Source organism: Peribacillus frigoritolerans (genome assembly GCF_004358755.1).
Classification (GTDB): domain Bacteria; phylum Bacillota; class Bacilli; order Bacillales; family Bacillaceae; genus Bacillus_P.
Genome location: NZ_SMZY01000004.1, coordinates 235,812 through 259,567 on the forward strand (window position 1 = coordinate 235,812; position 23,756 = coordinate 259,567).

Annotated in this window: 23 protein-coding genes and 1 pseudogene; 4 read left to right on the plus strand and 20 right to left on the minus strand. The window is 42.5% G+C overall.

Annotated elements, in window-relative coordinates:
* Window positions 1-7: 7 nt before the first annotated feature.
* The 7 genes and pseudogenes from proB to E2R53_RS23375 form a co-directional block, all read right to left on the minus strand.
* Window positions 8-1,123, minus strand: a complete 1,116-nt coding sequence (gene proB / locus E2R53_RS18850; protein WP_133313301.1) for a glutamate 5-kinase — start codon at window positions 1,121-1,123, stop codon at window positions 8-10.
* A 48-nt stretch (window positions 1,124-1,171) separates the two neighbouring features.
* Entirely contained in the window at window positions 1,172-2,014 is an 843-nt protein-coding gene (gene proC / locus E2R53_RS18855; protein ID WP_133313302.1) for a pyrroline-5-carboxylate reductase, read from the minus strand.
* Between the two features lie 425 nt (window positions 2,015-2,439).
* A pseudogene (locus tag E2R53_RS18860) lies at window positions 2,440-3,249 on the minus strand (NAD(P)H-hydrate dehydratase).
* A 16-nt stretch (window positions 3,250-3,265) separates the two neighbouring features.
* Window positions 3,266-4,057: a cytochrome c oxidase assembly protein gene (locus tag E2R53_RS18865; protein ID WP_133313303.1), complete on the minus strand. Its 792-nt coding sequence runs from the start codon at window positions 4,055-4,057 to the stop codon at window positions 3,266-3,268.
* The gene (locus E2R53_RS18870; protein ID WP_133313304.1) at window positions 4,050-4,514 is read right to left on the minus strand and encodes a DUF2243 domain-containing protein; all 465 of its coding nucleotides are present in this window, start codon (window positions 4,512-4,514) and stop codon (window positions 4,050-4,052) included. Before E2R53_RS18870 ends, E2R53_RS18865 begins: the two co-directional genes overlap by 8 nt.
* Window positions 4,515-4,916: 402 nt before the next feature.
* The gene (gene lepB, locus E2R53_RS18880; protein ID WP_133313305.1) at window positions 4,917-5,444 is read right to left on the minus strand and encodes a signal peptidase I; all 528 of its coding nucleotides are present in this window, start codon (window positions 5,442-5,444) and stop codon (window positions 4,917-4,919) included.
* A 101-nt stretch (window positions 5,445-5,545) separates the two neighbouring features.
* Window positions 5,546-5,692, minus strand: coding sequence for a hypothetical protein (locus E2R53_RS23375; protein WP_165971037.1), 147 nt, complete (start codon window positions 5,690-5,692; stop codon window positions 5,546-5,548).
* A gap of 105 nt (window positions 5,693-5,797) precedes the next feature.
* On the opposite strand from E2R53_RS23375, the gene E2R53_RS23380 reads away from it, so the two are divergent.
* Complete coding sequence (locus E2R53_RS23380; protein ID WP_165971038.1) at window positions 5,798-5,974, plus strand: hypothetical protein; 177 nt, start codon at window positions 5,798-5,800, stop codon at window positions 5,972-5,974.
* Between the two features lie 38 nt (window positions 5,975-6,012).
* Here E2R53_RS23380 and E2R53_RS18885 read toward each other — a convergent pair whose 3' ends face one another.
* The 11 genes from E2R53_RS18885 to E2R53_RS18935 all read right to left on the minus strand — a co-directional run bounded on the left by E2R53_RS18885 (window position 6,013) and on the right by E2R53_RS18935 (window position 18,841).
* Window positions 6,013-6,435 (minus strand): DUF1801 domain-containing protein, encoded by a 423-nt coding sequence (locus E2R53_RS18885; RefSeq protein ID WP_133313306.1) that lies wholly within the window; start codon window positions 6,433-6,435, stop codon window positions 6,013-6,015.
* 144 nt (window positions 6,436-6,579) lie between these two features.
* Window positions 6,580-8,274 carry a glycoside hydrolase family 13 protein gene (locus tag E2R53_RS18890; protein WP_133313307.1) on the minus strand — a complete coding sequence of 565 codons (1,695 nt, stop codon included), beginning with the start codon at window positions 8,272-8,274 and terminating at the stop codon, window positions 6,580-6,582.
* Between the two features lie 80 nt (window positions 8,275-8,354).
* On the minus strand, window positions 8,355-9,365 hold the full coding sequence (locus tag E2R53_RS18895) for a LacI family DNA-binding transcriptional regulator (RefSeq protein WP_133313308.1): 1,011 nt from the start codon (window positions 9,363-9,365) through the stop codon (window positions 8,355-8,357).
* A gap of 50 nt (window positions 9,366-9,415) precedes the next feature.
* On the minus strand, window positions 9,416-10,882 hold the full coding sequence (locus E2R53_RS18900) for a glycoside hydrolase family 32 protein (protein WP_133313309.1): 1,467 nt from the start codon (window positions 10,880-10,882) through the stop codon (window positions 9,416-9,418).
* Between the two features lie 13 nt (window positions 10,883-10,895).
* Window positions 10,896-12,314: a sucrose-specific PTS transporter subunit IIBC gene (locus E2R53_RS18905; RefSeq protein WP_133313310.1), complete on the minus strand. Its 1,419-nt coding sequence runs from the start codon at window positions 12,312-12,314 to the stop codon at window positions 10,896-10,898.
* Between the two features lie 225 nt (window positions 12,315-12,539).
* Window positions 12,540-12,974, minus strand: coding sequence for a GNAT family N-acetyltransferase (locus E2R53_RS18910; RefSeq protein WP_133313311.1), 435 nt, complete (start codon window positions 12,972-12,974; stop codon window positions 12,540-12,542).
* A gap of 137 nt (window positions 12,975-13,111) precedes the next feature.
* The gene (locus E2R53_RS18915; protein WP_133313312.1) at window positions 13,112-14,191 is read right to left on the minus strand and encodes a cyanophycinase; all 1,080 of its coding nucleotides are present in this window, start codon (window positions 14,189-14,191) and stop codon (window positions 13,112-13,114) included.
* Window positions 14,192-14,408: 217 nt separating this feature from the next.
* Complete coding sequence (locus E2R53_RS18920; protein ID WP_133313313.1) at window positions 14,409-15,071, minus strand: O-methyltransferase; 663 nt, start codon at window positions 15,069-15,071, stop codon at window positions 14,409-14,411.
* 32 nt (window positions 15,072-15,103) lie between these two features.
* Window positions 15,104-16,192, minus strand: a complete 1,089-nt coding sequence (locus E2R53_RS18925) for an ABC transporter permease (protein WP_133313314.1) — start codon at window positions 16,190-16,192, stop codon at window positions 15,104-15,106.
* A complete protein-coding gene (locus E2R53_RS18930; protein WP_133313315.1) occupies window positions 16,189-17,118 on the minus strand; it encodes an ABC transporter ATP-binding protein in 930 nt (309 codons plus the stop codon). The genes E2R53_RS18925 and E2R53_RS18930 overlap by 4 nt, the downstream gene beginning before the upstream one ends.
* A 148-nt stretch (window positions 17,119-17,266) precedes the next feature.
* Entirely contained in the window at window positions 17,267-18,841 is a 1,575-nt protein-coding gene (locus E2R53_RS18935) for a vanadium-dependent haloperoxidase (protein WP_133313316.1), read from the minus strand.
* A gap of 335 nt (window positions 18,842-19,176) precedes the next feature.
* Between E2R53_RS18935 and E2R53_RS18940 the strand changes: the two genes are divergently transcribed.
* Window positions 19,177-19,839 (plus strand): YesL family protein, encoded by a 663-nt coding sequence (locus E2R53_RS18940; protein WP_133313317.1) that lies wholly within the window; start codon window positions 19,177-19,179, stop codon window positions 19,837-19,839.
* Window positions 19,840-20,261: 422 nt separating this feature from the next.
* Window positions 20,262-21,173, plus strand: a complete 912-nt coding sequence (locus E2R53_RS18945) for an endonuclease/exonuclease/phosphatase family protein (protein ID WP_133313318.1) — start codon at window positions 20,262-20,264, stop codon at window positions 21,171-21,173.
* Window positions 21,174-21,296: 123 nt separating this feature from the next.
* Here E2R53_RS18945 and E2R53_RS18950 read toward each other — a convergent pair whose 3' ends face one another.
* Window positions 21,297-22,004 (minus strand): M48 family metallopeptidase, encoded by a 708-nt coding sequence (locus E2R53_RS18950; RefSeq protein ID WP_133313319.1) that lies wholly within the window; start codon window positions 22,002-22,004, stop codon window positions 21,297-21,299.
* 6 nt (window positions 22,005-22,010) lie between these two features.
* Window positions 22,011-22,523, minus strand: coding sequence for a DUF1456 family protein (locus E2R53_RS18955; protein WP_133313320.1), 513 nt, complete (start codon window positions 22,521-22,523; stop codon window positions 22,011-22,013).
* A 226-nt stretch (window positions 22,524-22,749) separates the two neighbouring features.
* Between E2R53_RS18955 and cidR the strand changes: the two genes are divergently transcribed.
* A complete protein-coding gene (gene cidR / locus E2R53_RS18960; RefSeq protein ID WP_070879518.1) occupies window positions 22,750-23,646 on the plus strand; it encodes a cidABC operon transcriptional activator CidR in 897 nt (298 codons plus the stop codon).
* Window positions 23,647-23,756: the final 110 nt, after the last annotated feature.

Consider the following 23,756-nt stretch of genomic DNA (forward strand, 5'->3'; position numbering starts at 1 on the left):
TTCGTTTTTAGCTTGGCACCTTTATTGAAAAATCGAGAGAGCAAACAAATGTCTCTTGATCAATCACTGCCGTTGTTTCATTTTGAATATCTCTTTTTAAGTTTTCTGTTGAAAAATTGATTCTGCCTAGACCGAATTCTTCACCGTCTTCATCAAGGATTGTCACGACCGCGCCATCATTAAAGCGTCCATTCACTTCCTGTATATCGATCGGATAAATGTTTCGCTGATTATCGATAATGGCTGTTTTCGCTTTATTCGAAATCATAATCTTTCCTTCAGGACCGGAATGGAATGCGATCCATTGTTTTTTCTTATCAAGATTGAACGCATTTGGCTTCGGCTCAAAATACGTGCCTTTCGCTGTTCCGTTTACAGCATCCATCAAGATATCTCTAGTGCTTGATTTTCCTAAGTAAGATTGAATGCCTGATGCCATTGCAATCTTAAAGGCTGCAATTTTAGACTTCATGCCGCCTGTTCCGACTGCGCTTCCTGATCCGCCGGCTGCTGCTTCAATTTCCGGTGTGATGGCGTCCACTTTTTCAAGGAGCTTGGCATCCGGGTTGCTGTTTGGATTATCATCATAAAGACCATCGATATCGGATAAAATAATCAGCAAATCTGCGCCAATCAACGCTGCGACCTTCGCAGAAAGCGTATCGTTATCGCCAAATTTCAAACGGTCGACTGTTACTGTATCATTTTCATTTACGATCGGAATAATGCCGCGTTCAAGCAGGACATTCATCGTATTTTTCATATTGCCGTAGCGTGTTTCATCGGAAAAATCGCTTCTTGTAATCAAAAGCTGTGAAGCAACGTATCCATGAGATAAAAAGAGTTCTGAATAAGATTCCATTAACAGACCCTGTCCGATGGAAGCTGCTGCCTGCTTTTCAGGCAGCGCTGATGGCCGCTGAATGCATCCAAGCTTGCGGTATCCCGCTGCCACTGCTCCTGAAGAAACTACAACCGTTTCATAGCCGGCATCCTTGAGTTCGACAATCTGATCTGCCAGCTTCTCAAGCTTTCTGCGGCTTACCTCGCCGTGCATACTTGTCAGCGAGCTGCTTCCGATCTTAATAACAACTCTTTTTATCTGTTTCTCTTCCTTCAACATCCTATCCCTCCTGAGAATATGTGTTTAACCTTATCTAGTACATTCGGGTTAAGACGTCACCAATGCTCCTGCCATATCTTCATTCAGCTCTTTCGAACGTTTTGCCGCATGATGAATCGCCTGTGAAATGGCTTCTCCGCCATTATTTTTCCGCAATGCCTCAAGTCCTGATGCTGTCGTTCCATTTGGTGAAGTGACTTTTTTTCTTAAACTTGCCGGTGCTTCGTCGTTCGCCATAATCATTTTGGCTGCGCCAAGAATGGTTTGTGCAACAATCTCGCGGACCATCTCTTCGTCCATCCCTTTATCAACGCCCGCCTGCTCCATATGCTCCATTAAATAATAGAAGTAAGCCGGACCGCTTCCTGCAATCCCTGTGAAAATATCCATCTGCTCTTCTTCTATTAAGAAGACTTTTCCCATACAGCTGAGCAGTTCTTTGACCGCAAGCACGTTATCCATAGCTGTATGTCTTCCAGTGCTTAGCGCTGTAGCGGATTCCTGGATCATGCTGGACGTATTCGGCATCACGCGCACAACCTGCTGATTCAGGTTTAAATGATCTTCCATATACTCTGTAGAAATACCAGCTAAAACAGAAATCACAACCTGATCCGCTCTTACTTTATCCTTCAGTGACCGAAGTGCATCTGCTGCACCCTGCGGCTTCATCGCCAGGATAAACAAATCGATTTCTTCATATGGCAGTGCATCCAGCTGTACCGCGTTCACCCCATAAACATGATTCATTTCTTCAAGACGCAATTGATTGCTTCTATTAGTTACATAAATATTTTCTGCAGGGATGCTTCCGACTTGTACAATCCCTGAAATCATTGATTCTGCCATCGAACCTGCACCTAAAAACGCAACTGTTTTTTCTTTTAACATAATGAGCCCCCTCAAGAATCTCTATTCGTGTCCGTTCGTTTTTTTCAACGGTTACTATCGTAACATGCTGAGAGAGAGATTCAAGGGAATACAGATCATTCATACGGAATAGGCCGAGATAGTGAAAGGAAGCGTTATCATTTATGGGTTACCTATCAGCGAATCGTTTTAAACGGGAATAATCGGCTGTAATCGGGATATTTGCGGATATTTGGATTTCGGTTTTAAGAGATAACGGCCTTGCTGGGCTAGGAGACGCTTGGAAAAAGGAAAGTATTTTAGCCATTCCGGCAAGTAAGGGGCAAATTAGGGCAAGTAAATCTGTTGAAAAAGAAAGGATTCGGCCGGAAATAGAAAGTATTCAAAAAAGAGTGCCCTCATTCTTATGACGGGACACTCTTTATCAAGCTCTATTTAATATGGAATTATTCAAACCGCTTCCAAACCTCAGGAAGCAGCTCCGTTAATTCATGGGCAAGCATCGTATGTGCCGACCTCTCTTCTGACCATTTATCTGCGCATGCTCCGTGAAGGTAAACAGCATTTAAGACGGCATGCTTCCTTATGGCAGCACAGCATTCCAAGCATCATCCCTGTTAATGTGTCGCCAGTGCCGCCTTTTGCAAGCGCACTGTTCCCTGTCGGATTTGCCCAGACTTCCCCATTCGGAAAAGCGCAAATCGTCTCGTTCCCTTTTAGAACGATCGTCACACCAAGCTTCTTCGCCCATACGGAGGCAAGGTGCGGGCGGTTTTGCTGCAGCTCTTTGACATCAACACCCGTGATGTTTGAAAACTCTCCTGGATGCGGAGTCAGAATAACAGGTGATTTTCTTTTCTTATACGTTCTCTCAGATAGCGCCCCAGCATCCAGCACGACGGGGCAATCCTAATGGCCTTTTCCGTTTCTTCAGCTGGCTCTATGCCAGGTCCTGCTGCAATCGCTTTGTACCTGGACAAATCAGCTTTGTCATCTTCCAGTTTCTTCAACCCATTTTTCAAATAAGTCGCTTCCGGCAAAATTGGGACAACATAAGGAATGACTTCTTCAACTGTGCCAATCTCAAGCTTCCCAATCCCGCTTCGCATCGCACCAAGACCTGAAAGCAGCGCAGCCCCAGGCATGTCCTCACTTCCCGCTAAAAGCAGACCCGTTCCGTACGTGCCTTTGTGACCTGAAGTTTCTCTTTTAGGAAGAGTCGATTTGACGTTTTCTTCTGTCCAAAAGGAAGTCATGCAGATTACCTCATTTCTAATTTAAGGATAGCTCCCCGATACGAGGACGCGCAGCCCTGTACCATTGAAGGCAGAGGATAAAAATAAGCACAATATCAATCACATCTCCTCCGTAGTACATCAGCATACCGCCAGCTTCAGCCTGATCTGCCGGCACTCCGTTTGGCGGATGAGCATAGATGTATTTTGACAAGATTCCGTGCCCTCCTAATGCAAGCACCAAGACAATTGAACGATAAACATAACTCGTCCTATGCGGCGCCGGATCAATGTAAATCATAGATACTGTAAATAAATAACCTGCTAAAAAAACATGAAGATGGATGACGACATGGAGCAGGATGTTCTGATGCATAGCTCCGTATAAATCCGTTGTATAGAGGACCCAAAGACCTCCCACATTCAATAAAGCAGCCGTAACCGGGTTACTTATTACGCGGACTGGAACGCTTTTTAACAAACCCGTAAGCCGTCTTGCCTGGTTCACTTTTAAGGCTCGTAAAAAGAGTGTCATTGGTGCGGCAAGAGCCATAAGCAGCGGCGCCAGCATGCCGAGAAGCAAGTGGCCGAGCATGTGCGCGGTGAAATCCATGTGGGCACGATTAGCTAGAGGACCGCTCACAGCAGCAACTGCGCAAAGAATCCCAATAAACCAGAAAACAGTTCGGTAAAGAGGCCACTTTCTGCGGCTGCGATTAGAGATCAAGACAGCCGCGACATACAAAACCAAAGCCATAACATATGGCAGGGCCATAAGCAATTGTGGTCCGATTCCGATTGCATGATGGGAATGATGCATTCTAGTCATCCTTCCGCTTTTTTGTCTGGATGATGAGAATAATGCCGGTAATCAGCATCAAGGCTGCAATGATATTCCAGATCCAATCATATATGTACACATTGTCAACATAGCGAATCTGGTGAAGCCCCATCAGCTTATGCTGAACGGTGCCATCATACAATTGAAATGTGCCTGTTCCAAATAAGACGCCGCCCCACCATCTCTTTAACCATAAGCCATTCCGGCGTCTGAGGTCCGCAAACAAAAATAACCCTCCAATTGTCGCAAGCCAGCTGAACGCGTGAAAAAGGCCATCCGAAACCAAGCCAATATCTGTTGTCGATTTATCATAAAAATGATGCCAGTGAAGAAGCTGATGAAAGATGGTTTCGTCAATAAAAGCGACCAGACCAAGACCAAATAAAAGACCGGACCAGACATTCCGCGATAAATAGTTATAGCGATTTGAACCTTCAGTATCCATAAGAGCCTCCTTCTAAATAAGATCATATCTCAAAAATTCCCTTTCCTTTCCTCCTGTAAACGCTATAAATGATAATCCTTCTTTTGACATGTATTATGGTTCTTGAAACAGAAAAAATCAAAGACTTTCATTTCATTGACAGCATATTAAAAAACCTGACTTTCTTAAGTCAGGTTCTCCTTGTGTCAGCTCACCCTCGCCTGTCTGCTTACCTTGCAGACAAGCCGCATGAGGGCTTTATGCGCTGAAGGCATAAGTAAAAAGAAGAAATCCATGATTTTTCTCAGAGGCATCGGACAGATGATCAATTTTCAACAACAAAAGGTAAATGAAGAACCTTGGATTGTCAATTTTATAAAAAAAAAACCTCCACTTCTTCAGGTGCAATAGAGGTGACCGGATCTATTCAGGAATACCTGCTTGATTTAATGGAAAAAAACGCAGCTTTACTTCGCCAATCATTTCCTTTTCAGAAATCGGGCCTATCTCGCGGCTGTCCCTGCTTTGGCGTCGGTTATCTCCCATCACATAGTAGGCGTCTTCGGGAACGATAACCTGAAAGTCTTCCGTCAGCTGTTCACTATACGGGAGGTTCTTTTTAGATGCAGCCAAATAAGGCTCATCGTATTTCTTTCCGTTAATGTACAAAGTATCCTGTCTCATTTCAACGGTATCACCAGGAAGTCCGATGACACGCTTGATATAATCCTTTCCTGGCTCTGGCGAGTGAAAAACGACCATATCAAAACGCTGAATGCCGCTTGTCTTAAAGATAATCAGCCGGTTTTGATCCTGAAACGTCGGCTGCATGGACTTTCCTTCCACCACAACAGGCGCAAACAGAAATTCTCTGCAGATCAATGCAATCACGACGGCAAATACGATGGATTTGATCCAGCTCCATACTTCTTTTCTTGTATTATCTTTCATTGCTGTCCCTCCAATCGGCTCGACTGCTTTTCCCTTAAAAAGACGCAGTCAGCATAAAAAAATTAAGCTTTAACCAGTTCAACCCTTCATATCATTTCACGTTACGATTTTTTGGAAGACCCTAATGCGATTCCAAAAACAATCCCGATGGCAATTCCCATTCCAATATTATCAAGCGCAATGCCAATACCTGCACCAAGTGCAATGCCAAGGGCCAAACCCGTTTGATTCTTTTTTTCAGCACTCATTTTCATCCGCTCCTTATATGACTATCTACGAGAGTTCAAAGCGGAAAGTTTCAAAATACAGGGAATATATCTATATCATGCCATAGATATGGAGTGATGTCCTTTATGAAACATATTGCGTCAGCCATCTATTTTTCATTCGGCTTTTTGTTTTATTTTCTTCAGTGTTTTGGAGGAATTTATGCACCGCCATTCATGAGCTTCATTATCTTTCTTTTCTTCTGTGCCGGATTTGCTTATTTTTTGTCTGCCATCAGATCTTCAAAGCAGAGCGGAGAATAAAAGAAGGCCGACCTTTTATTAAGGCCCGCCACTGCTGATTACTGATCTGGATATGTTTCCTTTAAAAAAGTGACAGACTGCCGAATCAGCTTTCTCAGTACATCCACATTAATATCAGCTATCTTATTTATGTAGACACAAGCCTTACCTGTCGTATGCTTGCCAAATTCCTTTAAAAGCTCATCGCGTTTCGTTTCACCGGGTGCAAAGTAAAGGCTGATTTTTGCTTTACGCGGTGAAAAGCCGACAAGCGGTGCATCCCCTTCATGACCCGTCGCATATTTGTAATGATACGAACCGAAGCCAATGATGCTTGGTCCCCACATTTTAGCCTCGAAGCCAGTGGTTTCAGTAAAGATATCCAATAATTGATAGGCATCCTCGCGCTTTTTAGGGTGATCGACATTTTCAATGAATTCAATGACACTGGCGTCGGTTTGTTTAGTTTTCAACTCGTACATCTATAGATCTCTCCTTTTTCTGGCAACATTCTTACTCATTCTCTATTTTTACATAATATCCTTTTAAAACCATTCAGATAATCGAACTTTGTAAACCTGATGAAAAAACCTTCCGAAAACCAGCCGGAAGGTTTTTTGGTCTATCTATAGAGTAAGCTTGTACACGCGTGATTCGTAAGGCTTAAGCATAATACGAGAGATTGGTTCACTCTCATCAACAGGATAATTTGCAATGAATAGCTCCGCGGCTTTATAAGGAAGATTTTCCGGTAAAAGAAATTCAGCTTCTACTGCATAAAAGTTATTCACTATAAGCAGCCTTTCATTCCCAAGCGTTCTTGTATAAGCAAAAATAGCTGGGTGATTCTCCAATAAGAGGTCATATCCTCCATAAACAATTATCTTATGCGTATGGCGGAGGTCTATTAACTTTTTGTAATAATGGAAAATAGAGTCCGGATCCTGCAATGAATGCTCAACATTGATCTCCGGATAATTCGGATTAACGCTGATCCATGGATTTCCTTCAGTAAAGCCGGCATTCTTGCTGTTATTCCATTGCATTGGTGTACGTGCATTGTCGCGGCTTTTTTTATGTATCGCATCCATGATCTCCATTTGATCCCTGCCTTGTTCAAGAACACGTTCTTTATACATATTAAGGGTTTCAATGTCCTTGTATTCTTCAATCTGATTGAATTTGACATTCGTCATCCCTATTTCTTCGCCCTGATAAATATAAGGAGTTCCCTTCATCATATGGAGCAGCGTCGCCAGCATTTTAGCTGATTCGACCCGGTATTCTTTATCATTGCCGAAACGGGACACCACTCTCGGCTGATCATGATTGTTCCAATAAAGGCTGTTCCATCCTGTATTCTCAAGCTCTTTTTGCCACTTGGACAAATTCTCTTTTAAGTCCAATAAGCTTAAAGGCTTCAAATCCCACTTTGATTTGCCTTTTATTTTATCAAGGCCCATGTGTTCAAATTGAAACACCATATTCAATTCTTTTCTGGCTTCATCTGTATAGAGCTTTGCTTCATGAGGCGTGACTTTTGGACATTCTCCTACTGTCATAATGTCATAATCGGAGAGGACTTCCTTATTCATTTCCTGCAGGAAGTCATGAACCCGTTCGCCATTAAAGGCATAGTCCTTCAACTTCGCCCTTTGATTCTCGTAATCTTCGTAAGAGGACAGTACTTCTTTTTTGGAAATCATGTTGATGACGTCCATACGGAAACCATCGATTCCTTTATCGAGCCAAAATTTCATCATTTTGTAAATAGAATCTCTTAACTCAGGATTTTCCCAGTTCAAATCAGGCTGCTTCTTGGAAAACATGTGCAGGTAATAATCACCTGTTTCCTCATCCAGTTCCCAGGCAGATCCGCCGAAAGATGCAACCCAGTCTGTCGGTTCTTTTCCGTCAAACGGCGGACGCCAGATATAATAATCACGGTGCGGATTGTCTTTTGATTTTCTTGCTTCCGCAAACCAGGTATGCTCATCAGATGTATGGTTAACCACAAGATCCATCACAAGCCTCATTCCTCTGCTATGCATATGATTCAATAGTTCGTCCCAATCAGTCATTGTGCCGAAATCATCAAGGATAGCTTCATAATCACTGATATCATAACCATTATCATCATTAGGAGATTGATAGACAGGAGAAAGCCATATAACATCAATGCCCAGCTCCTGAAGATAATCAAGCTTTGCAATAATGCCTTTGATGTCTCCGATTCCATCCCCATTTGAATCATAATAGCTCTTTGGATAAATCTGATAGACAACGCTTTCCTTCCACCATTGTTCTTGTTTATTACTCATTTAAATCTACTCCTCCACAAAATGTAAAGCTTTACATTAAGTTTATTTAAAAACTGCCAAGCTGGTGGCAGTTTCAGTTTTCAGTTCATTAATCTGACAGATTGTCTGAGATTCACTTTATATGGAATCACTTTTTTCTCAAAAAAGCTGCTCTCAGACTGGATTTGTTTCAGCAGAAGCGCTGCCCCTTCATCCCCTAGCTTCGTGTAGGAATAATGGACACCTGAGAGCTTCAGTCTTGAAGCCTTTGCGAGAACGGTATCATCAAGTCCAAGAACGGAAACGTCCTCTGGTATGGAAAATCCATGGTCCATCAAACAATTCATCGCTCCTATCGCCATCCCATCGTTAACAGCGATGACGGCACTGAATTTCTTTCCGGACTTTATAATGGCTTCCATTCCCTCATAACCTGATTCAATATGATAATTCCCTGTACTTGCAGGTATGCTGTTGATGTCAATATCAGCGCCCTTTAAGGCATCCATGACACCAGCCTTCCTTTCGTTTGCATTAGCCGAATGCTCTGGTCCGCCAATATACGCAAACGAACGGTGACCAAGCTTCAATAGGTTTTCTGCTGCTTCCTTTGCCATTGAATAATTGGCGAACGTCACACAGGGAATCTGCTCCTTTTCTGTATCCTGGAGCAGGACGACAACAGGGATCGGAAGTTTATCAATGATCTCCTTGTGCTCCTTTGTGAAGTTTCTTGTGGCAAAAAGAATGCCGTCCACTCTTTTTAAGCGGAGAAGTTCAAAATGCTTCTTCTCACTCTCAAAGTTGCCGTTCGAACACGTCATCAAGAGATTAAAAGCATGTTCTTCAAGGATGTCGCTGACTCCCTGAATGGTGCGCGCCATCCCTTCCCCGGTCAGGTTATGAACGATCATGCCAATTAAATTCGTCCTTTTCTCTGCCAATTCCCGCGCGAGAATGTTAGGCAGATAGCCAGTTTCTTCAATAATGCTCTCAATGAGCTTTCTGGTGCTTTCTTTGACTGGCCCGGAATTATTAAATACTCTGGAAACAGTAGCAATTGAAACTCCTGCTTTTTTAGCCACTTCACTGATATTTATGTCTTTTTTCAAACCTCATCACCCAATTACCGCTGCAACCTCAGGGGATGAGGCAGCAGACCTTAGTAGTTCCACTTTACAGCTTTAAAATTTGCTTCCCCGCCTGCAGCGAAAAATCGAATGCCTTCACTGTCAGAGGAAGGATAAATCCTTGACGTAAATACTTCTTCTCCATCATTAACAAACACCTCTACCGATGAGACATCGACAAAGATATGTAATTTGATCCTGTGTGATTCGAGACGAGTCTTCCTTACTGTACCATATTCCACTCCAGCGGGTGCTCCTGACAAGGAACGGTCGAGAATCACTTTCTTTTCTTTATCTGTATATTTTACAACGGTTTTCTCGTTGTGACGAGTCCTCAGTTCAACGCCAAATTCAACCGCACTTTTATTTTCAAATTCAAGAATCATTTCGTACGTTTTACCTGTGAAGCTTTGGTATTCTTTGTGCCCATCAGCCAAAACATCCTTGATTTCAGCTTTCGCTCCTCTCAGACTTTCAAGCTCTTTGACAGGCTGCTGCAGAAGTTTCCCATTCAGAAAAGACAGCTCCCTTGGGATGGTCAAACAATGACTCCATCCACCCTCTGCAGCCGGGTCCTCTACGTCGGGAAGGCCCATCCAGCCGATTAAAATCCGTCTTCCATCAGGGGCCAGCATCGTTTGCGGCGCATAAAAATCAAAACCGCGGTCAAGTTCAAGAAACGGTCCATGTGTAAACACCCCTGTTTCCAGATTAAGCTTAGATCCAGCCATGTAGCCGGACTGGTAAATGTTATTATATAGATCCCCGTCTGCCTCTAATCCTTGCGGGGAAAAAAGAAAGATTCCATGATCTCCGATATCAAAATAATCAGGGCACTCCCACATAAATCCAAATTCCTTCAAATCTATTTGCAGCTCCCCGATCAACTCCCACTCTCTCAAGTTCTCAGAACGGTACAATAGAGCGGTTCCTGTTAGGTTTTCACGCTGTGCGCCTATCACTGCATAAAAGAAATTTCCCGCCTTCCATAATTTCGGATCGCGAAAATGCTCGGTATAGCCTTTTGGACTTCCTTTGATCACCGCATCCTTAAATTTGCTGATCTCCCCATTTTTATCCATGACAGCCATACATTGATAAGGTGTTCTGATCCAATCATCGTCACGGGTGTTGCCTGTATAAAACAAATAAAGCTTCTCCTCATGAGCGAGACCGCTTCCTGAAAAGACGCCGTGGCTTTCGAAATAAGACTCAGGCTCAAGTGCAAGACCTGCCTCTTCCCAATGCACCAAATCGCTTGATTTCATATGATACCAATGCTTCATGCCGTGCACTGGCCCAAATGGAAACCATTGATAAAATAAATGATACTCTCCTTTAAAATATGAAAAGCCGTTCGGATCATTCAGAAGCCCTGTATCAGGCTGAATATGAAAGGATTGGCGCCAAGGACTGCTTGACACCTTTCCTCTCAATTCTTCTATTTCACCCGGCAGCTGATCCGTGAAACGGCGGTATCGCTGTTCATTTGTCCACATCCGTCATTCCTCCTTATTTATCTCCAAATCTCTTTGATAAGAGGATGGTTGCAATAAAAGTAACGGCCATTGAAATCATAAGACCGATAATAAAATGAAGAATTCCTCCAGAGCTGATCGCAATAATCCCAGGAATACCTGCAGGTCCGAGACTTACAGACTTCACAAGATAAATCGTAATGTAAGCTGATGAAACAGCTGAACCAATTAATGCAGCATAGAAAGGATATCTAAGCTTCAAGTTCACCCCGAACATCGCAGGCTCTGTAATTCCAAGAAGGGCAGATAGTCCTGATGCAGAGGCAAGGCTTTTCATTTTAGCATTCTTTGTTATAAACAAGACGGCAAGTGCCGCTGCACCCTGAGCGACGTTTGACATCGAGACGATCGGGAACAGGAATGAACCTCCCGTTTTCGCGATATCAGCAAGCAGCTGTGTCTCAACCGCAATAAAACTGTGGTGCATACCTGTAATGACAATTGGTGCATAAACAAGTCCGAATAATCCGGCACCAATTGGACCAAGAGTTGAATACAGCCAGACTAAGCTGTCTGTTAACAGCATACCGCCTGTACGCATAACAGGCCCGATGATCGTAAATGTTAATGCACCAGTAACCAAAACTGTAAGCAGCGGAGTAAGAAGATTATCCAATGCTGCCGGAATCCATTTTCGGAAGAAGTTTTCAAGTTTTGCAAGCACATAAGAGGCAGCTAGAACAGGAAGCACCGTTCCCTGGTAGCCAACCTTCGCAATTTCGAGTCCGAGGATATTCCACACCGGAATGTCGCCCTCAGTGACCGCACCGCCATAACCCCATCCATTCAGTAAATCAGGATGAACCATAATCATACCCATGACAGCTCCAAGATAAGGATTTCCTCCAAATCTCTTAACAGCCGAAAATCCGATTAGAATCGGCAAAAACACAAAGGCAGCGTTTGCAAATGTATTTATCATAGAAGCTAAATCCGCTAAATTAGGGTATACCTGAATCAATGATTTTTTCTCAAAAAACAAATCAGGAGAAGAAAATATATTGTAGATCCCCATTAATAAACCACCAGCCACGATTGCCGGCAAAATTGGAATAAAAATATCTGAAAGCATCTTCACAAATTGCTGAACAGGATTTAGCTTTTTTGTGCCTGCTTTTTTAACATCCTCTTTTGTCATGTCACTAATACCGGTCATAGCAGCAAACTCTTTGTGTACTTCGTTCACTGTGCCTGTCCCGATAATAATTTGATATTGTCCCTCAGTTGCAAAGGTCCCCTTTACTGCATCTATCTCTTCAAGCTTTTTTTCGTCAACCAGTGACTCGTCTCTCAGCACTAAGCGCAGCCTTGTGGCACAATGCGCGGCAGCCGCTACGTTATCCTTGCCGCCGACGGCTTTTAATACATCATTTGCTATTTGTTTGTAATCCATATCCGTCTCTCCCTCTTAAAATGTAAAGCTTTACATTTTCTCATAAAAAAATAATTTACTGGATTTTTAAACTTTATGTAAAGCTTTACATAAACTATGAACCTATTGTAAGTTATCATGAAACCGTTGTCAAACAGATTATGAAGACTGAACGAAACTTTCTTAAACTTATCCCATACAGCATGGAAGCCAGCCAACTACTGGCTGACTTCAACTAGCTTATTATTATTTATTGACTGATAAATCCTTTTTCAAATAGTGGTGCTTAAAGTCTCTTCCAACTCCATCAAGTGTGCCGTACACTTCGTACCCGTGCTTTTTGTAAAAATCCACGGCCTGAAAGCTGAGGGTGTCGACTTTTACAAAGTCGCATTTTTTAAGTTTAGCCAGATTTTCAGCTTCTGCCAGAAGCTTTGATCCGTGGCCTGAATGACGCAGGTCCTCATCGATCATCAGGGTATGAATCTCAAGCCAGTTCCAGCAGATTTCTCCTAAAATCCCACCGCGGACCATGTCATTTTCATCTTTGAGATACAAGTTAACTTCCTCATACCTGCCGTTTAAATCCTCCGGAAAGTGCAGGGAATTATACTCATAGAGTTTTTGATTGACGATGTTTTTGCTGTACGGACTATCTTCTTTTAAAATGTAGTAAGTCATATGCTGTCTCCCTGTCTATTTAATATGTTTCTTAATAATTCTTTTTAAAGATGCCAAGTTCCTGTTTCTTTTTGTTTTTTTTCTGCGAAAAAAACAAAAAAGCCAAAGAAACTTTGACTCTTTGTTTTGCTTATCGATTAAGGTGTATTTCCATATACCTTGCCGGTTGAAGAACTGATCGTGCCGTTATTGACATTCAGCGTATAAGAAAGGCCACCTGACCCTGTCCATGTTGAGAGATTGAACGTGTTTCCATCAGTCAGCTTGTAGATGGAAATATTATTATATGTAAGCGAGCTTCCGCTTACACATCTCGTTGGCGCCTGATTGGATTTGGCCATGTAAACAGCCGCATTCACTGATCCAGGCTGAGTAACCACTTTGGCTGTTCCGTCTTTTTCAACAAGGAGCGCCGATTTTTCATTCAGACCGATGCCTTTAGCAGATGTACCGGTTTCTTCCCCGTCCTGTATGTTGCGAGCCATGAAAGTGAGCAATCTTCCCATACGGTCTCTTTGCTCAAAATGCGTGTCAGTTTGGATGTTGTTATTGTGCGGAGTCTGAATCAGATAGTCTGTAAAGGAAATGAGAGAGCTGTAAGGGTTAGTAAGTGCAGTAACAGAGTCAAGCGTTCTTGATCCTGCAGAGATGGCATCATAAATATGATCTCCCTGAATCATGGCACCCGCACTTGTGCCGCCAAACGGAACAGTTTGAATTCGGTTGTTCAAGGCGGTTAAAGCTTGAGAGCCTTCAAGGAACTCCACATAATCCGCCTGATTTCCACCTGCGAAAAATATAGCTTCTGCTTTGTTAATTCTGTTGATGAGCGAGGAATCCGAGCCTGCCTGTGTTAAATTGTCTACCACGATAGTATTAACCGAGTTAAGAGGTTTTCCTATGGACTTAGCCAGATCATATACATACTGATTGTAGCCGTCAGTACCGGTCGCTCGGAGAATAAGGAAATCTCCCCCGTTTGCCTTTTGAATCATCCATTCAAATGCTTTGTCGACATCTGTGCTTCCTCCCATGTAAACCTGACCAAATGAAGTAGTTGTTACTTTATCCGCCGTGCTTCCAGTGGTGTAGAGAGTATACGGTGAAGCAGCAGCGTCTGCTGAACCCTGAGGTGCCGAAACCGTAAATCCTCCTATTAATGCAGCACAAATCAATAGCTTCTTCCCGGCCACTCGCAAATCTTTTACTCGTTTCATTTCATTCCTCCTATTATCTTTTTTGAAAATTCAAACAAATAATATGCAAGATATGTGCCAAGAAGAAAACAAGCAGGATTATCAAGAGTTTCGCTACTAGAGACTTTCTTTTTGGATGATTTTGGTCGTTGGAAAAACTAAATAAGAACCTAATCAACCAATTATTTTTATTCTTTTGACAAAAAAAAGCTGCCATTGTTCAGCAGCTTTACCCTTTTTATTTGACAATCCCAAGCACAAATCCGTCGTACCCTTTGCTTCCGACCGTTTGAATAGCCGTCGCCTCGATTTCAGGCTCCTCTGAAAGCAAATCCATCAGCGTTCGGATACCTTTCACATTCTCGTCTCCGCTGTTTTCAACGATGACCTTACCGCCGCGGGCCACATTGTCTCCCATAATAACGGTTCCTGGTTTAGAAAGCTTCATTGCCCATTCGAAATAGCCTGGATAATTGACTTTATCCGCATCAATAAAGATAAAATCAAATGGTTCCTGATCCTGAAGTGCCGGCAGCGTATCAAGCGCCGCCCCAACAACGATTTCAATCTTATGATCAAGACCCGCTTTTTTCATATTTTCCATGGCAACTTTCGCATGCCTCTCTTCATATTCAAGCGTGATCAGCTTTCCGTCTTCAGGCAGCGCACGCGCGAGCCAAATACTGCTGTAGCCGCCGAGCGTACCTATTTCAAGAATCCTTTTCGCACCCTTCATCTTCGCAAGCAAATAAAGCTGCTTGCCCTGGTTAGGCGCCACATCAATCTCAGGCAGTCCCGCCTCTTCGTTTGCCTTAAGGATATAAGACATATCCGGGTCAGATGAATGAAGTTTAGAAATAAAATAATCGTCTGCTTTTTTCCAAGTTGCCGGTGTCGTCATATGATCGTCTCCTTTATCTTTTGTTCTGGTTCTTATTCCCACTTAAACGTAAAGCTCGCCACGATAAAAGCTCCCACAACCCAGCATCCCAAAATCAGCGTTTCAGTTCCAAGTGCCAAAAAGGATGCTCCGACGTTCATAACTTCCCTTAATGCATGGCTCAAATGGGAAATTGGAAGCACATAGACAATCGGCTGCAGAAAATCCGGCATATTTTTTATCGGAAAAAAGACGCCTCCTAAGAAAAGCATTGGGAAGGAAAGGAATCCTGCGATCGGTGCCGCGCTTTCCGGTGTTTTTGCAATTCCGGCAATGATAAATCCAATCGCCATAAAGGCAAGGGTACCTAAAATAACAAAAGCGATCAGTGTCAGCCAGGATCCGCGCACAGCCACTCCGAAAATAAGCTGGGCTATGACAAGGACAAGCAGTGCCTGCAAACCATTCAGCATAAGGCGTGCTGTGATCTGAGCTGCAATGAAGGTCGATGCTTTAAGTGTCGTCCCCTGCATTCTTCTTAAAATCCCCCGTTCTCTCCACGCTGCGATCTGCCCGGCCACCCCGTTCATGTTGTTGCTCATAATCATCATCGCCACAATTCCCGGTACAAGAAAATCGATATACTGCAGATTCAGCGTTTCAATTCCTTTCGCCTCGGTGACGACCACAGGCTTGTAATCTGCCTTTTCTTTGCTGATCTGATCAACCGCTCCATTTACAAGCTGCAGTCCAAGCTGCGAGACAGCGGTATTTGTTTCGTCATAATAGACTGGGAGTTTGAAAGGAGACTCTTGATCAAGCTCTTCACCATAACCTTTTGGAATCACAATCAAGATTTGAAGATTTCCCTTTTTCACCTCGCTGAAGGCTTTGTCCTCCTTCGACTCCATTTCAAGCTCCATCGCTTTATTTTTCTTTAATGAGGATACAAATGCCTTCGATTCACCGGATTGATCCTGATCGACAACTCCAACCGTCACCGACATGCTGTTCCCGCCTCCAAGAAACGAACCAAGCATAACCATAAGAAAAATCGGAAACAATAGCGTCCAGAATAAGACCTGGCGATTACGGAGAAAAATACGCAGCTGAGTTAGCGTTAACTGCCAATATGCCCTCATGCTTCCCTCAGCCTCCTTCCCGTCATATGGATAAAGACGTCCTCAAGTGTTGCCGTCCGAATCTGTAAATCTGCCAATTTCAACCCCCGGTCTGCAGCCGTTTGAATGAGGCTCGTTAAGGTAGCTTGAAGATTATCCGTATAGAGAATGGTTGCATCCTTCTGCCTCCCAACCTGCTTGACGCCCTCAATTTGAGTGAGATCCATCTCTGCTGCTTCTTCCTCAAAACGAAATTCCACCGCATTTTCAGAGTGAAGACTGCGGACAAGCTCGGCCGGCGTATCGAGTGCAATCAGATTTCCCTGATCCATAATGGCGATCCGGTCGCAAAGCACATGGGCTTCATCCATGTAATGCGTTGTCAAAACAACCGTAACTCCCTTTTCCTTCAGATTGAAAATAATATCCCACAGTGTTCTTCTAGCCTGCGGATCAAGTCCCGTCGTCGGCTCATCCAGAAAAATAATCAACGGGTCATGGACAAGCGCGAGCGCAATCGCAAGCCTCTGCTTCTGGCCGCCTGACAAGCTTTTAATCCGGCTCTTCGTTTTATCCGCAAGCAGCATATCCTCAATCAGCTGAAGAATCGGAATCTGTTTTTTATAAAAACTCGCATACAAATGAAGAATCTCTTCCACCGTTAAAAGCTCGAATAGCGTCGTCGACTGCAGCTGGACACCAATCACTTCCTTCACCTTCTTCAAATCCCTCACCACATCAAACCCGCCAATATCAGCCGAACCGCCATCCGGCTTCCTCAGTCCGACCAGCATCTCCAAAGTCGTCGTCTTCCCTGCACCATTCGGGCCAAGCACTCCAAATACTTCGCCTTTATACACGTCAAAAGCAATTCCATTGACCGCAGTAAAATCGCCGTACTTTTTCACAAGGCTATTCACGGTAATAATTCGTTCCTGCTCACTCATTTTTTCACACTCCAAAATGAGACAGTTTTGCCGCTGCCCCAGATTTGTTTATATAGGTATGTATTCTTTGCGGGAGGGCTTTATCCCTTTCTTTTCTCTACAATGCATCGTACTTAATTAAAGAAAGAGCCAAAACAAAATTCGGCTCTTAAATAGTTATTTTCGTCCCATCAAATCTTGTAAAGGTAAAACCTTTAAACGTTTCATTATAGGTTTTCTTATAGCTTTGTAGAATGCCAATGGCCACTGATTCACCTAATTTCAGACCTTCAACTCCGTCAGATCGAAAGTGAACACCCGCTGTATCTCGTCCATGTGCGATATTAGAGGCAAGTTTATTTAATTCTCCACCTATTGTTAAGGTTGGGCCGGCATAAGGGATGAGGGCTGTACCATCAGAATTAACAGCCACTGGATTTGGAATGGCGAAGGATTCATTAAAGAAAGCTTTGAGGATTGTAACGCAAGCTCCGGCAATACTTGCATGTCCGGCAGGGTATGAAGGATGGGTCGGACAGCCTTCCGGATAAGCTATTGGCAGCAAGTACGTTCCAAATTTTCTTTTTATATGTTTTATAGCATTAGAATCCAGCAATTCTTGATTAATAGGGTAGTATGAAGCACCAGTTAGATGATTATGAACAAAGCCTCCAAACTCCTCTGGCCGAAGTTTGCGGTGGACTAACCATTTTTGAAACCATGCAGCTTCCAACGCATTTCTAGTTGCTTTTGTGATGAAATCCAGCATATGCACGGACCCAAAGGTAATAAAGCCACCCTGAGTTTTTGAATGAAGATAAGGATTGTCTTGATCAAGAGCTCCTTGTCCATAAGTGATTAATATTAAGCAAGCGTTAAGAAAAGCCTGGAATGAATAGTCTTGATGAACCCATTCTCCGAGATCTCTGCCACTCCGGATATACCTTGGGACAGAATCAAGATGATTACGTGAAGATGGGAGGTGGCCATTCTGAATAGCTTCCCATTCGTTGTACGATGTCAGGTAATCGTCACCAGGCACTGGGGTATAGTATTGCTGTGTTACAGTTTTAATCCCTTGCCGAATATCCTTCCAAAGGAATTGAGAAATCAATGGCCCTGTTTGTTCTCCAGGTGTATTCCCTCTGAACAAGGTTCCACTCGTAACCGCTCCACTCTCTTTTGGCCCCCTAAAATCAGACAGCTTTGAAAGCTCAGCGGCCGCTTCCACTATCAGTGGGTTCTGATCGTAATCTGAAAAAGGGACATCTCTGGTGATTGCTCTCCAGTAAAGCTCCACCATTTCACCCGCTTGCCACGCACTGCTGAACCTGGGAGGAACAGCTATGCTTAACTGATGACTATCAGGACCCGCCAGATCAAATGCATAAGCAGCCTGAGGATTTGCAAGCTTCACAACATTGCCCATAAGGATCGATTCGAAATCTTCGGGTTTTCCTGATGTTAGTGCCTTCTTCAAGGTTTTATATGCTTTTTTGTCTGCCTCCCCAAGCAGGTTATGGGGCAATGCTTTAGAAAAGTTTCCGATTTTATTTGGATAAAGCTCCTCATCTCCGTTACATCGATGAGCACGGTAATGTCTATCAAAATACTTTGCTTGTTTCATACGTAACTTCAGTACTTCATCCCGCCGTTTCTTCTGTGAAAAGGGTCCGATTTGACATGATTTCTTTTTGGAATGCGACTTACTGCCACTTGCACTTAATCTTTTCGGTTTTTCCATTACATCATACCTCTCAAAGTAGGTTCCTTATAAATTTTCAATACAGTTTAAAACTCACAAGAATCCTGTTATAACTTCAAGTTATGTAAAGGTATTTGAAATGTATAGTCTATTGGATTAGGGGATTTATATCATTTTGAAGGAATGGTTAACTTTTTTTTCGTCGGGGGTGCTTTCTCAGCGTTTTTTTTCGCAGAGCTATTGAAAAAATCCCTATGTACCCATACGCATGAGCGGTTCTAAGCCAGAAATTAGAAACTGATCCTTAGCACAAACGAAAAAATATATTATGATATGATAAGAGAAAAACGTTTTCAAGCAACAGGGGGATATCAATGAAACTCGGAGGATTGCCGCAGCAGCTCTACACTATAACCGAATGGATCACCAGGATCTTTACAGCCAACATCGTCTGGCTTTTCTTCAACCTGCCTATCGTCTACTTAACTTTCAATCTATTTGCAATTAAAGAACCAGCTGGCCTAATAGTCAACGGTCTGACCATTGCGTTCTTTGCTCCATTTATCCTGTTCCCGGCTACAACCGCACTCTTCGGCATCGTGCGCAAATGGGTGACCACGGACAGCCAAGTTCCGCTGATCCGTTCCTTTTGGAGTTTCTACAAAGAAAACTACGTCCGCAGCATGACCGGCGGCCTGCTTATTGTTCCACTTTGGATTATCTTAGTCATCGACTACTTTTACTTTGCCAACGCCAACTCGCCGCTCTACTATCTTTTCCTGGCAGCAGGCATATTCATGTTTGTTTTTACTCTGCACTTCTTTTCCAACACGGTGCACTTTCATCTGAAGTTGTTCCAATCGCTTAAAAACTCTATGCTGCTCTCGCTCGGAAAGCCAGTACATACAGTTGGTATTGCGGCTGGGGTTGGAATTCTGTTCTACATAAGCACAAGCCTGTTTCCTGTTCTGGTCCTGCTTGGATTGGGGAGTTTAGGGGCTTTGGTAGCGTTTTTTGTTTTTCGCAAGGCTGCCTGAAAGGTAAGAATGGAAACCTGCTTTCTTTTGAAGGCAGGCTTTTTGATTTGAAATCTAGTGAAAATCCGCTTTGCTTACTTTTGACACTGCTTTGCAGAACTTTGCCCACTTAGGCGGAAAACGATTGCTTCCCTTTTTGATTTCGCAATAAGTACTATACTCGATACGCACACTGAGCTGGATTGAAAAATTATATTCTGTTAAATTGACGTAACATATTAAAACCTCTGTAAATTTTTCTAGGAAATAAATCTCTCACATCTATAAAACTAATCTCCTAAATTCAACAGTCAGATCCTTGACATATCAAGAGTATTTATCACTCATATTCTCTTTACAAAGTTTATTCCCTTTAATACATATATTTTACAATCAGACGTTATGCTTAGTAGGTAAGCATACATACTTAGGAGGGAAAACAGTTGAAAAAAGGATTAATACCTATTTTTTTCGCGGCAATGGTACTCGCCATGGTAAGCAGTTTGTTTTCAGGAATGCAAAATGTTTCAGCTGCAGAAAAATCCAAGCAATCATCCGAGGTAGACTTAAGGGTAATGACTTACAATTTAAGATATTTAAACAGCAATGATCCTTCCCCGCATACATGGACCGAGCGGGTTCCTGCCATCAAGAAGCTTATTCAAAAGGAACAGCCAGATATCATTGGAACTCAAGAAGCTGTCTATCAGCAAATTCAAGATCTAAAAGACCAGCTGCCAACATACAATTGGATTGGCCTAGGTCGTGAAGGCGGAAGCAAAGGCGAATACTCAGCTATTTTCTACAACGAAAATAAGTATATGCCGCTTGAATATGATCACTACTGGCTATCGGATACCCCAGAAGTTATTGGATCAAAGTCTTGGGGGAACCAAATTCCACGTATGGTCACATGGGCAAAGTTTCTTGATAAAAGGAGCAACCAGCAGTTCTATGTAGTAAATACGCATTTTGATCATCAATCACCAGAAGCCAGAGAAAAAAGTGCCTCACTAATCTTAGAAAAAACAAAAGAATTCAATCCGGATTTACCCGTCATCTTAACAGGAGATTTCAACACTAGTCCTACTAGTCTTCCGCATCAAACGCTTACACAAGACGGAGCGTTCAGTGATCTTTGGGATACAGCCCAAACTCGCGTGAACGAAGATCTTGGAACATTCAACGGCTTTAACGATCCTACTGGACAAGGTCCTGAAAGACGTATTGATTGGATTCTTGCAAAAGGAAACATCTTAGCTAAAACAATTGAAATTATTAACTACCAAAAGAATGGACAATTCCCAAGCGATCATTATCCTGTTATAACGGATTTAACTATGAACTATAAATAAACAAAAAGACTAAAAGAAAAACGATCAGGGCTGATCGTTTTTCTTGTTTATTATCAATTTCTAAGTAACTCATCTAAACATATTATGCATACTTCCAATTCTTTTTCTCTCTGGCTATTTATACTAAACCGTCATCTTCCAACTCGACACAGCCAGCCAATGCTCCTGCTCCTTATACCCCGGCATAATCTTCCCAACCAAACGCCAGAAAGACCGGTCGTGATTCAGATGGACCATGTGGCACATTTCGTGGACGACGACATAATCGATTACCTTCTGCGGCGCCATGGCCAGCTTCCAGTTAAAGGTCAGCTGTTGCTTGGCATCACAGGTGCCCCAGTTCTTTTTGCTGTCCACAATACGAACCGAACGAGGCTTCATTTTAAAGTTGCTTTGGTAGGACTTGATGCTCTTTTCGACAATCGTTTTACATTGCTGATAATAGAATCGTTTCAGAGCCTGTTTGATTTTTTCATCCTCAAGCTGCTTTACATAGATCTGCAGCTTTTCTCCTTTAAACACGGCATGATCCTGCTCGATGGTTTCATCATGAACAACCTGGATCGGATAGTCCCTTCCCAAATAAAGAAACCTCTCTCCATGTTCATAAACCTTCTCTTTCGGCCCAAGCAGCCGTTCCTTCATTTCCTTGGCTTTTGCCTGTATGAGATCCCAGTTTTCCTCTATAGCCTGAAGCACACGTTCATCGGATGTTCCTTTCGGAGCCAGGACCTCTACATTCCCATATTGGTCCATCCGAAGGCCAATGGACTTTCGGTTTTTGTACGCAACCTCATACTGGATGGTTTCGCCTGAGTATGTATGAATCATACTCACTTAAGCTCCTCTGTATTTTACAGCCAATCCCTTTAAGAAGTTTCTCGCGAATTTATCTCCGCACTCTTTGTAATTCTTATGGCCTTCTTTACGCAATAAAGCGCCTAATTCCCCTTTTGTCACATGAATGCCAGCTTTGTCGAACACATCAAGCATGTCCTCACTTGTCATCGCCAGGGCAATTTTCACTTTTTTCAAAAGAAGATTGTTTACATTGGCACTTCGCCCCAAAGTCAGTTCCGGTGTTTCAGGCTGACCCGGCTTTGGTTCCTGTTTGTCTCTTTTAAATGTAACGAAGCCATTTAAAAAGGATTCGAACATCACATTATCGCATTTAATGTTCTCTTCATCCTCATCAATCTCATCATCGTAGTTGTCTTTTGATTTTGTAAGGATCTTGGGCAAATCCTGCCTGTCCACTTCAATCCCGCCAAGCTTAAAAATCTCAACCATTTCTGTATTTTTCAGATCAAGTGCATATCTTAATCGAATTAAAATATCGTTATTATCCATCTTAAAACCTCCTATTAGCGTGCAGTTCCATCAAAACCTGTCACTACATTTTAAACCACTCTTATAGTGAATGGCTACTTCACTTTCTACTTTCACTTCACTGCTTCTTTTTTTACCAAGAAATAGGATATACTTAGCAAAGGATAGGATTGCTAGCTATATAGAATATCTGTTATTTCCAATCAAAGTGTAAACATAACCTAAAACCACAAGCAGGTGTACGATTTTGGATATCAAACATTTACAATATTTTATAGAGGTGTCGAATTTTAATAGTTTTTCCCGTGCGGCGGAACATTTATTTATCACCCAGCCAACTATTAGTAAAATGATTAAAAATCTTGAGACGGAGCTCGGAGTTGAACTTTTTGACCGCTCCCGGAAGAAATTAGCCTTGACCGATGCAGGACAGATCATTTTGGAGCAGGCAAAATTAATTGACAAAGCTTTTAATAATTTAGAAACGGAATTGGACAACCTGACTGGGCTAAAAAAAGGGCATATTCGTATTGGATTGCCGCCAATATTTTATGCGCATTTTTTCTTGAAAATTATCAGCAGCTTTCACGAAAAATATCCCGGGATTACCTTTCAATTAGTAGAAGACGGTTCAAAAAAAATAGAAGAAGATGTGACCAACAATCTTCTTGATGTTGGGATCATTGTTCTTCCGACTAAGAACGACATCTTCGACCATTTCTCTTTTATGGAAGAAGACCTTAAGCTCATCCTTCACCCTTCACACCGATTAGCAGAAAAAAAGGAAGTCCAATTAGCGGAATTGGCTAATGAATCTTTTATTTTGTTTAATAAGGACTTTGTCTTAAACGATCGAATTATTCTTTCTTGTAACAGTGTAGGCTTTAATCCGCATATTATCTCTGAAAGTTCACAGCAGTCTTTCATTGAGGAAATGGTTGCTTCCAAACTTGGAATTTCTCTCTTGCCTGAGAGTATCTGCGATAATCTAAATACAAATGTAAAGTCGGTTAAAGTAGTAAACCCGTCAATCAGCTGGAACTTAGCGATTATCTGGGGCAAAAATCAATACTTTTCTTACGCTGCAAAAGAATGGCTGCAGTTCACGAAAGAGCAGCTCACAAAGGGATTTAGAGATGATTAATTTTCTATGATCCATATTCTAGGAAGACGGTTCATTTTTAAATGAACCGTCTTTTTTTCTATAATCTCCTATTTATAAACGGAATCATTGAAAGCATTTACATAGATAAA

What these genes read in the sequence shown, in the direction of transcription:
- proB (WP_133313301.1), bottom strand. Translation starts at nt 1,123, where the DNA reads ATGTTGAAGGAAGAGAAACAGATAAAAAGAGTTGTTATTAAGATCGGA.
- proC (WP_133313302.1), bottom strand. Translation starts at nt 2,014, where the DNA reads ATGTTAAAAGAAAAAACAGTTGCGTTTTTAGGTGCAGGTTCGATGGCA.
- E2R53_RS18865 (WP_133313303.1), bottom strand. Translation starts at nt 4,057, where the DNA reads ATGACTAGAATGCATCATTCCCATCATGCAATCGGAATCGGACCACAA.
- E2R53_RS18870 (WP_133313304.1), bottom strand. Translation starts at nt 4,514, where the DNA reads ATGGATACTGAAGGTTCAAATCGCTATAACTATTTATCGCGGAATGTC.
- lepB (WP_133313305.1), bottom strand. Translation starts at nt 5,444, where the DNA reads ATGAAAGATAATACAAGAAAAGAAGTATGGAGCTGGATCAAATCCATC.
- E2R53_RS23375 (WP_165971037.1), bottom strand. Translation starts at nt 5,692, where the DNA reads ATGAGTGCTGAAAAAAAGAATCAAACGGGTTTGGCCCTTGGCATTGCA.
- E2R53_RS23380 (WP_165971038.1), top strand. Translation starts at nt 5,798, where the DNA reads ATGAAACATATTGCGTCAGCCATCTATTTTTCATTCGGCTTTTTGTTT.
- E2R53_RS18885 (WP_133313306.1), bottom strand. Translation starts at nt 6,435, where the DNA reads ATGTACGAGTTGAAAACTAAACAAACCGACGCCAGTGTCATTGAATTC.
- E2R53_RS18890 (WP_133313307.1), bottom strand. Translation starts at nt 8,274, where the DNA reads ATGAGTAATAAACAAGAACAATGGTGGAAGGAAAGCGTTGTCTATCAG.
- E2R53_RS18900 (WP_133313309.1), bottom strand. Translation starts at nt 10,882, where the DNA reads ATGTGGACAAATGAACAGCGATACCGCCGTTTCACGGATCAGCTGCCG.
- E2R53_RS18905 (WP_133313310.1), bottom strand. Translation starts at nt 12,314, where the DNA reads ATGGATTACAAACAAATAGCAAATGATGTATTAAAAGCCGTCGGCGGC.
- E2R53_RS18910 (WP_133313311.1), bottom strand. Translation starts at nt 12,974, where the DNA reads ATGACTTACTACATTTTAAAAGAAGATAGTCCGTACAGCAAAAACATC.
- E2R53_RS18915 (WP_133313312.1), bottom strand. Translation starts at nt 14,191, where the DNA reads ATGAAACGAGTAAAAGATTTGCGAGTGGCCGGGAAGAAGCTATTGATT.
- E2R53_RS18920 (WP_133313313.1), bottom strand. Translation starts at nt 15,071, where the DNA reads ATGACGACACCGGCAACTTGGAAAAAAGCAGACGATTATTTTATTTCT.
- E2R53_RS18925 (WP_133313314.1), bottom strand. Translation starts at nt 16,192, where the DNA reads ATGAGGGCATATTGGCAGTTAACGCTAACTCAGCTGCGTATTTTTCTC.
- E2R53_RS18930 (WP_133313315.1), bottom strand. Translation starts at nt 17,118, where the DNA reads ATGAGTGAGCAGGAACGAATTATTACCGTGAATAGCCTTGTGAAAAAG.
- E2R53_RS18935 (WP_133313316.1), bottom strand. Translation starts at nt 18,841, where the DNA reads ATGGAAAAACCGAAAAGATTAAGTGCAAGTGGCAGTAAGTCGCATTCC.
- E2R53_RS18940 (WP_133313317.1), top strand. Translation starts at nt 19,177, where the DNA reads ATGAAACTCGGAGGATTGCCGCAGCAGCTCTACACTATAACCGAATGG.
- E2R53_RS18950 (WP_133313319.1), bottom strand. Translation starts at nt 22,004, where the DNA reads ATGATTCATACATACTCAGGCGAAACCATCCAGTATGAGGTTGCGTAC.
- E2R53_RS18955 (WP_133313320.1), bottom strand. Translation starts at nt 22,523, where the DNA reads ATGGATAATAACGATATTTTAATTCGATTAAGATATGCACTTGATCTG.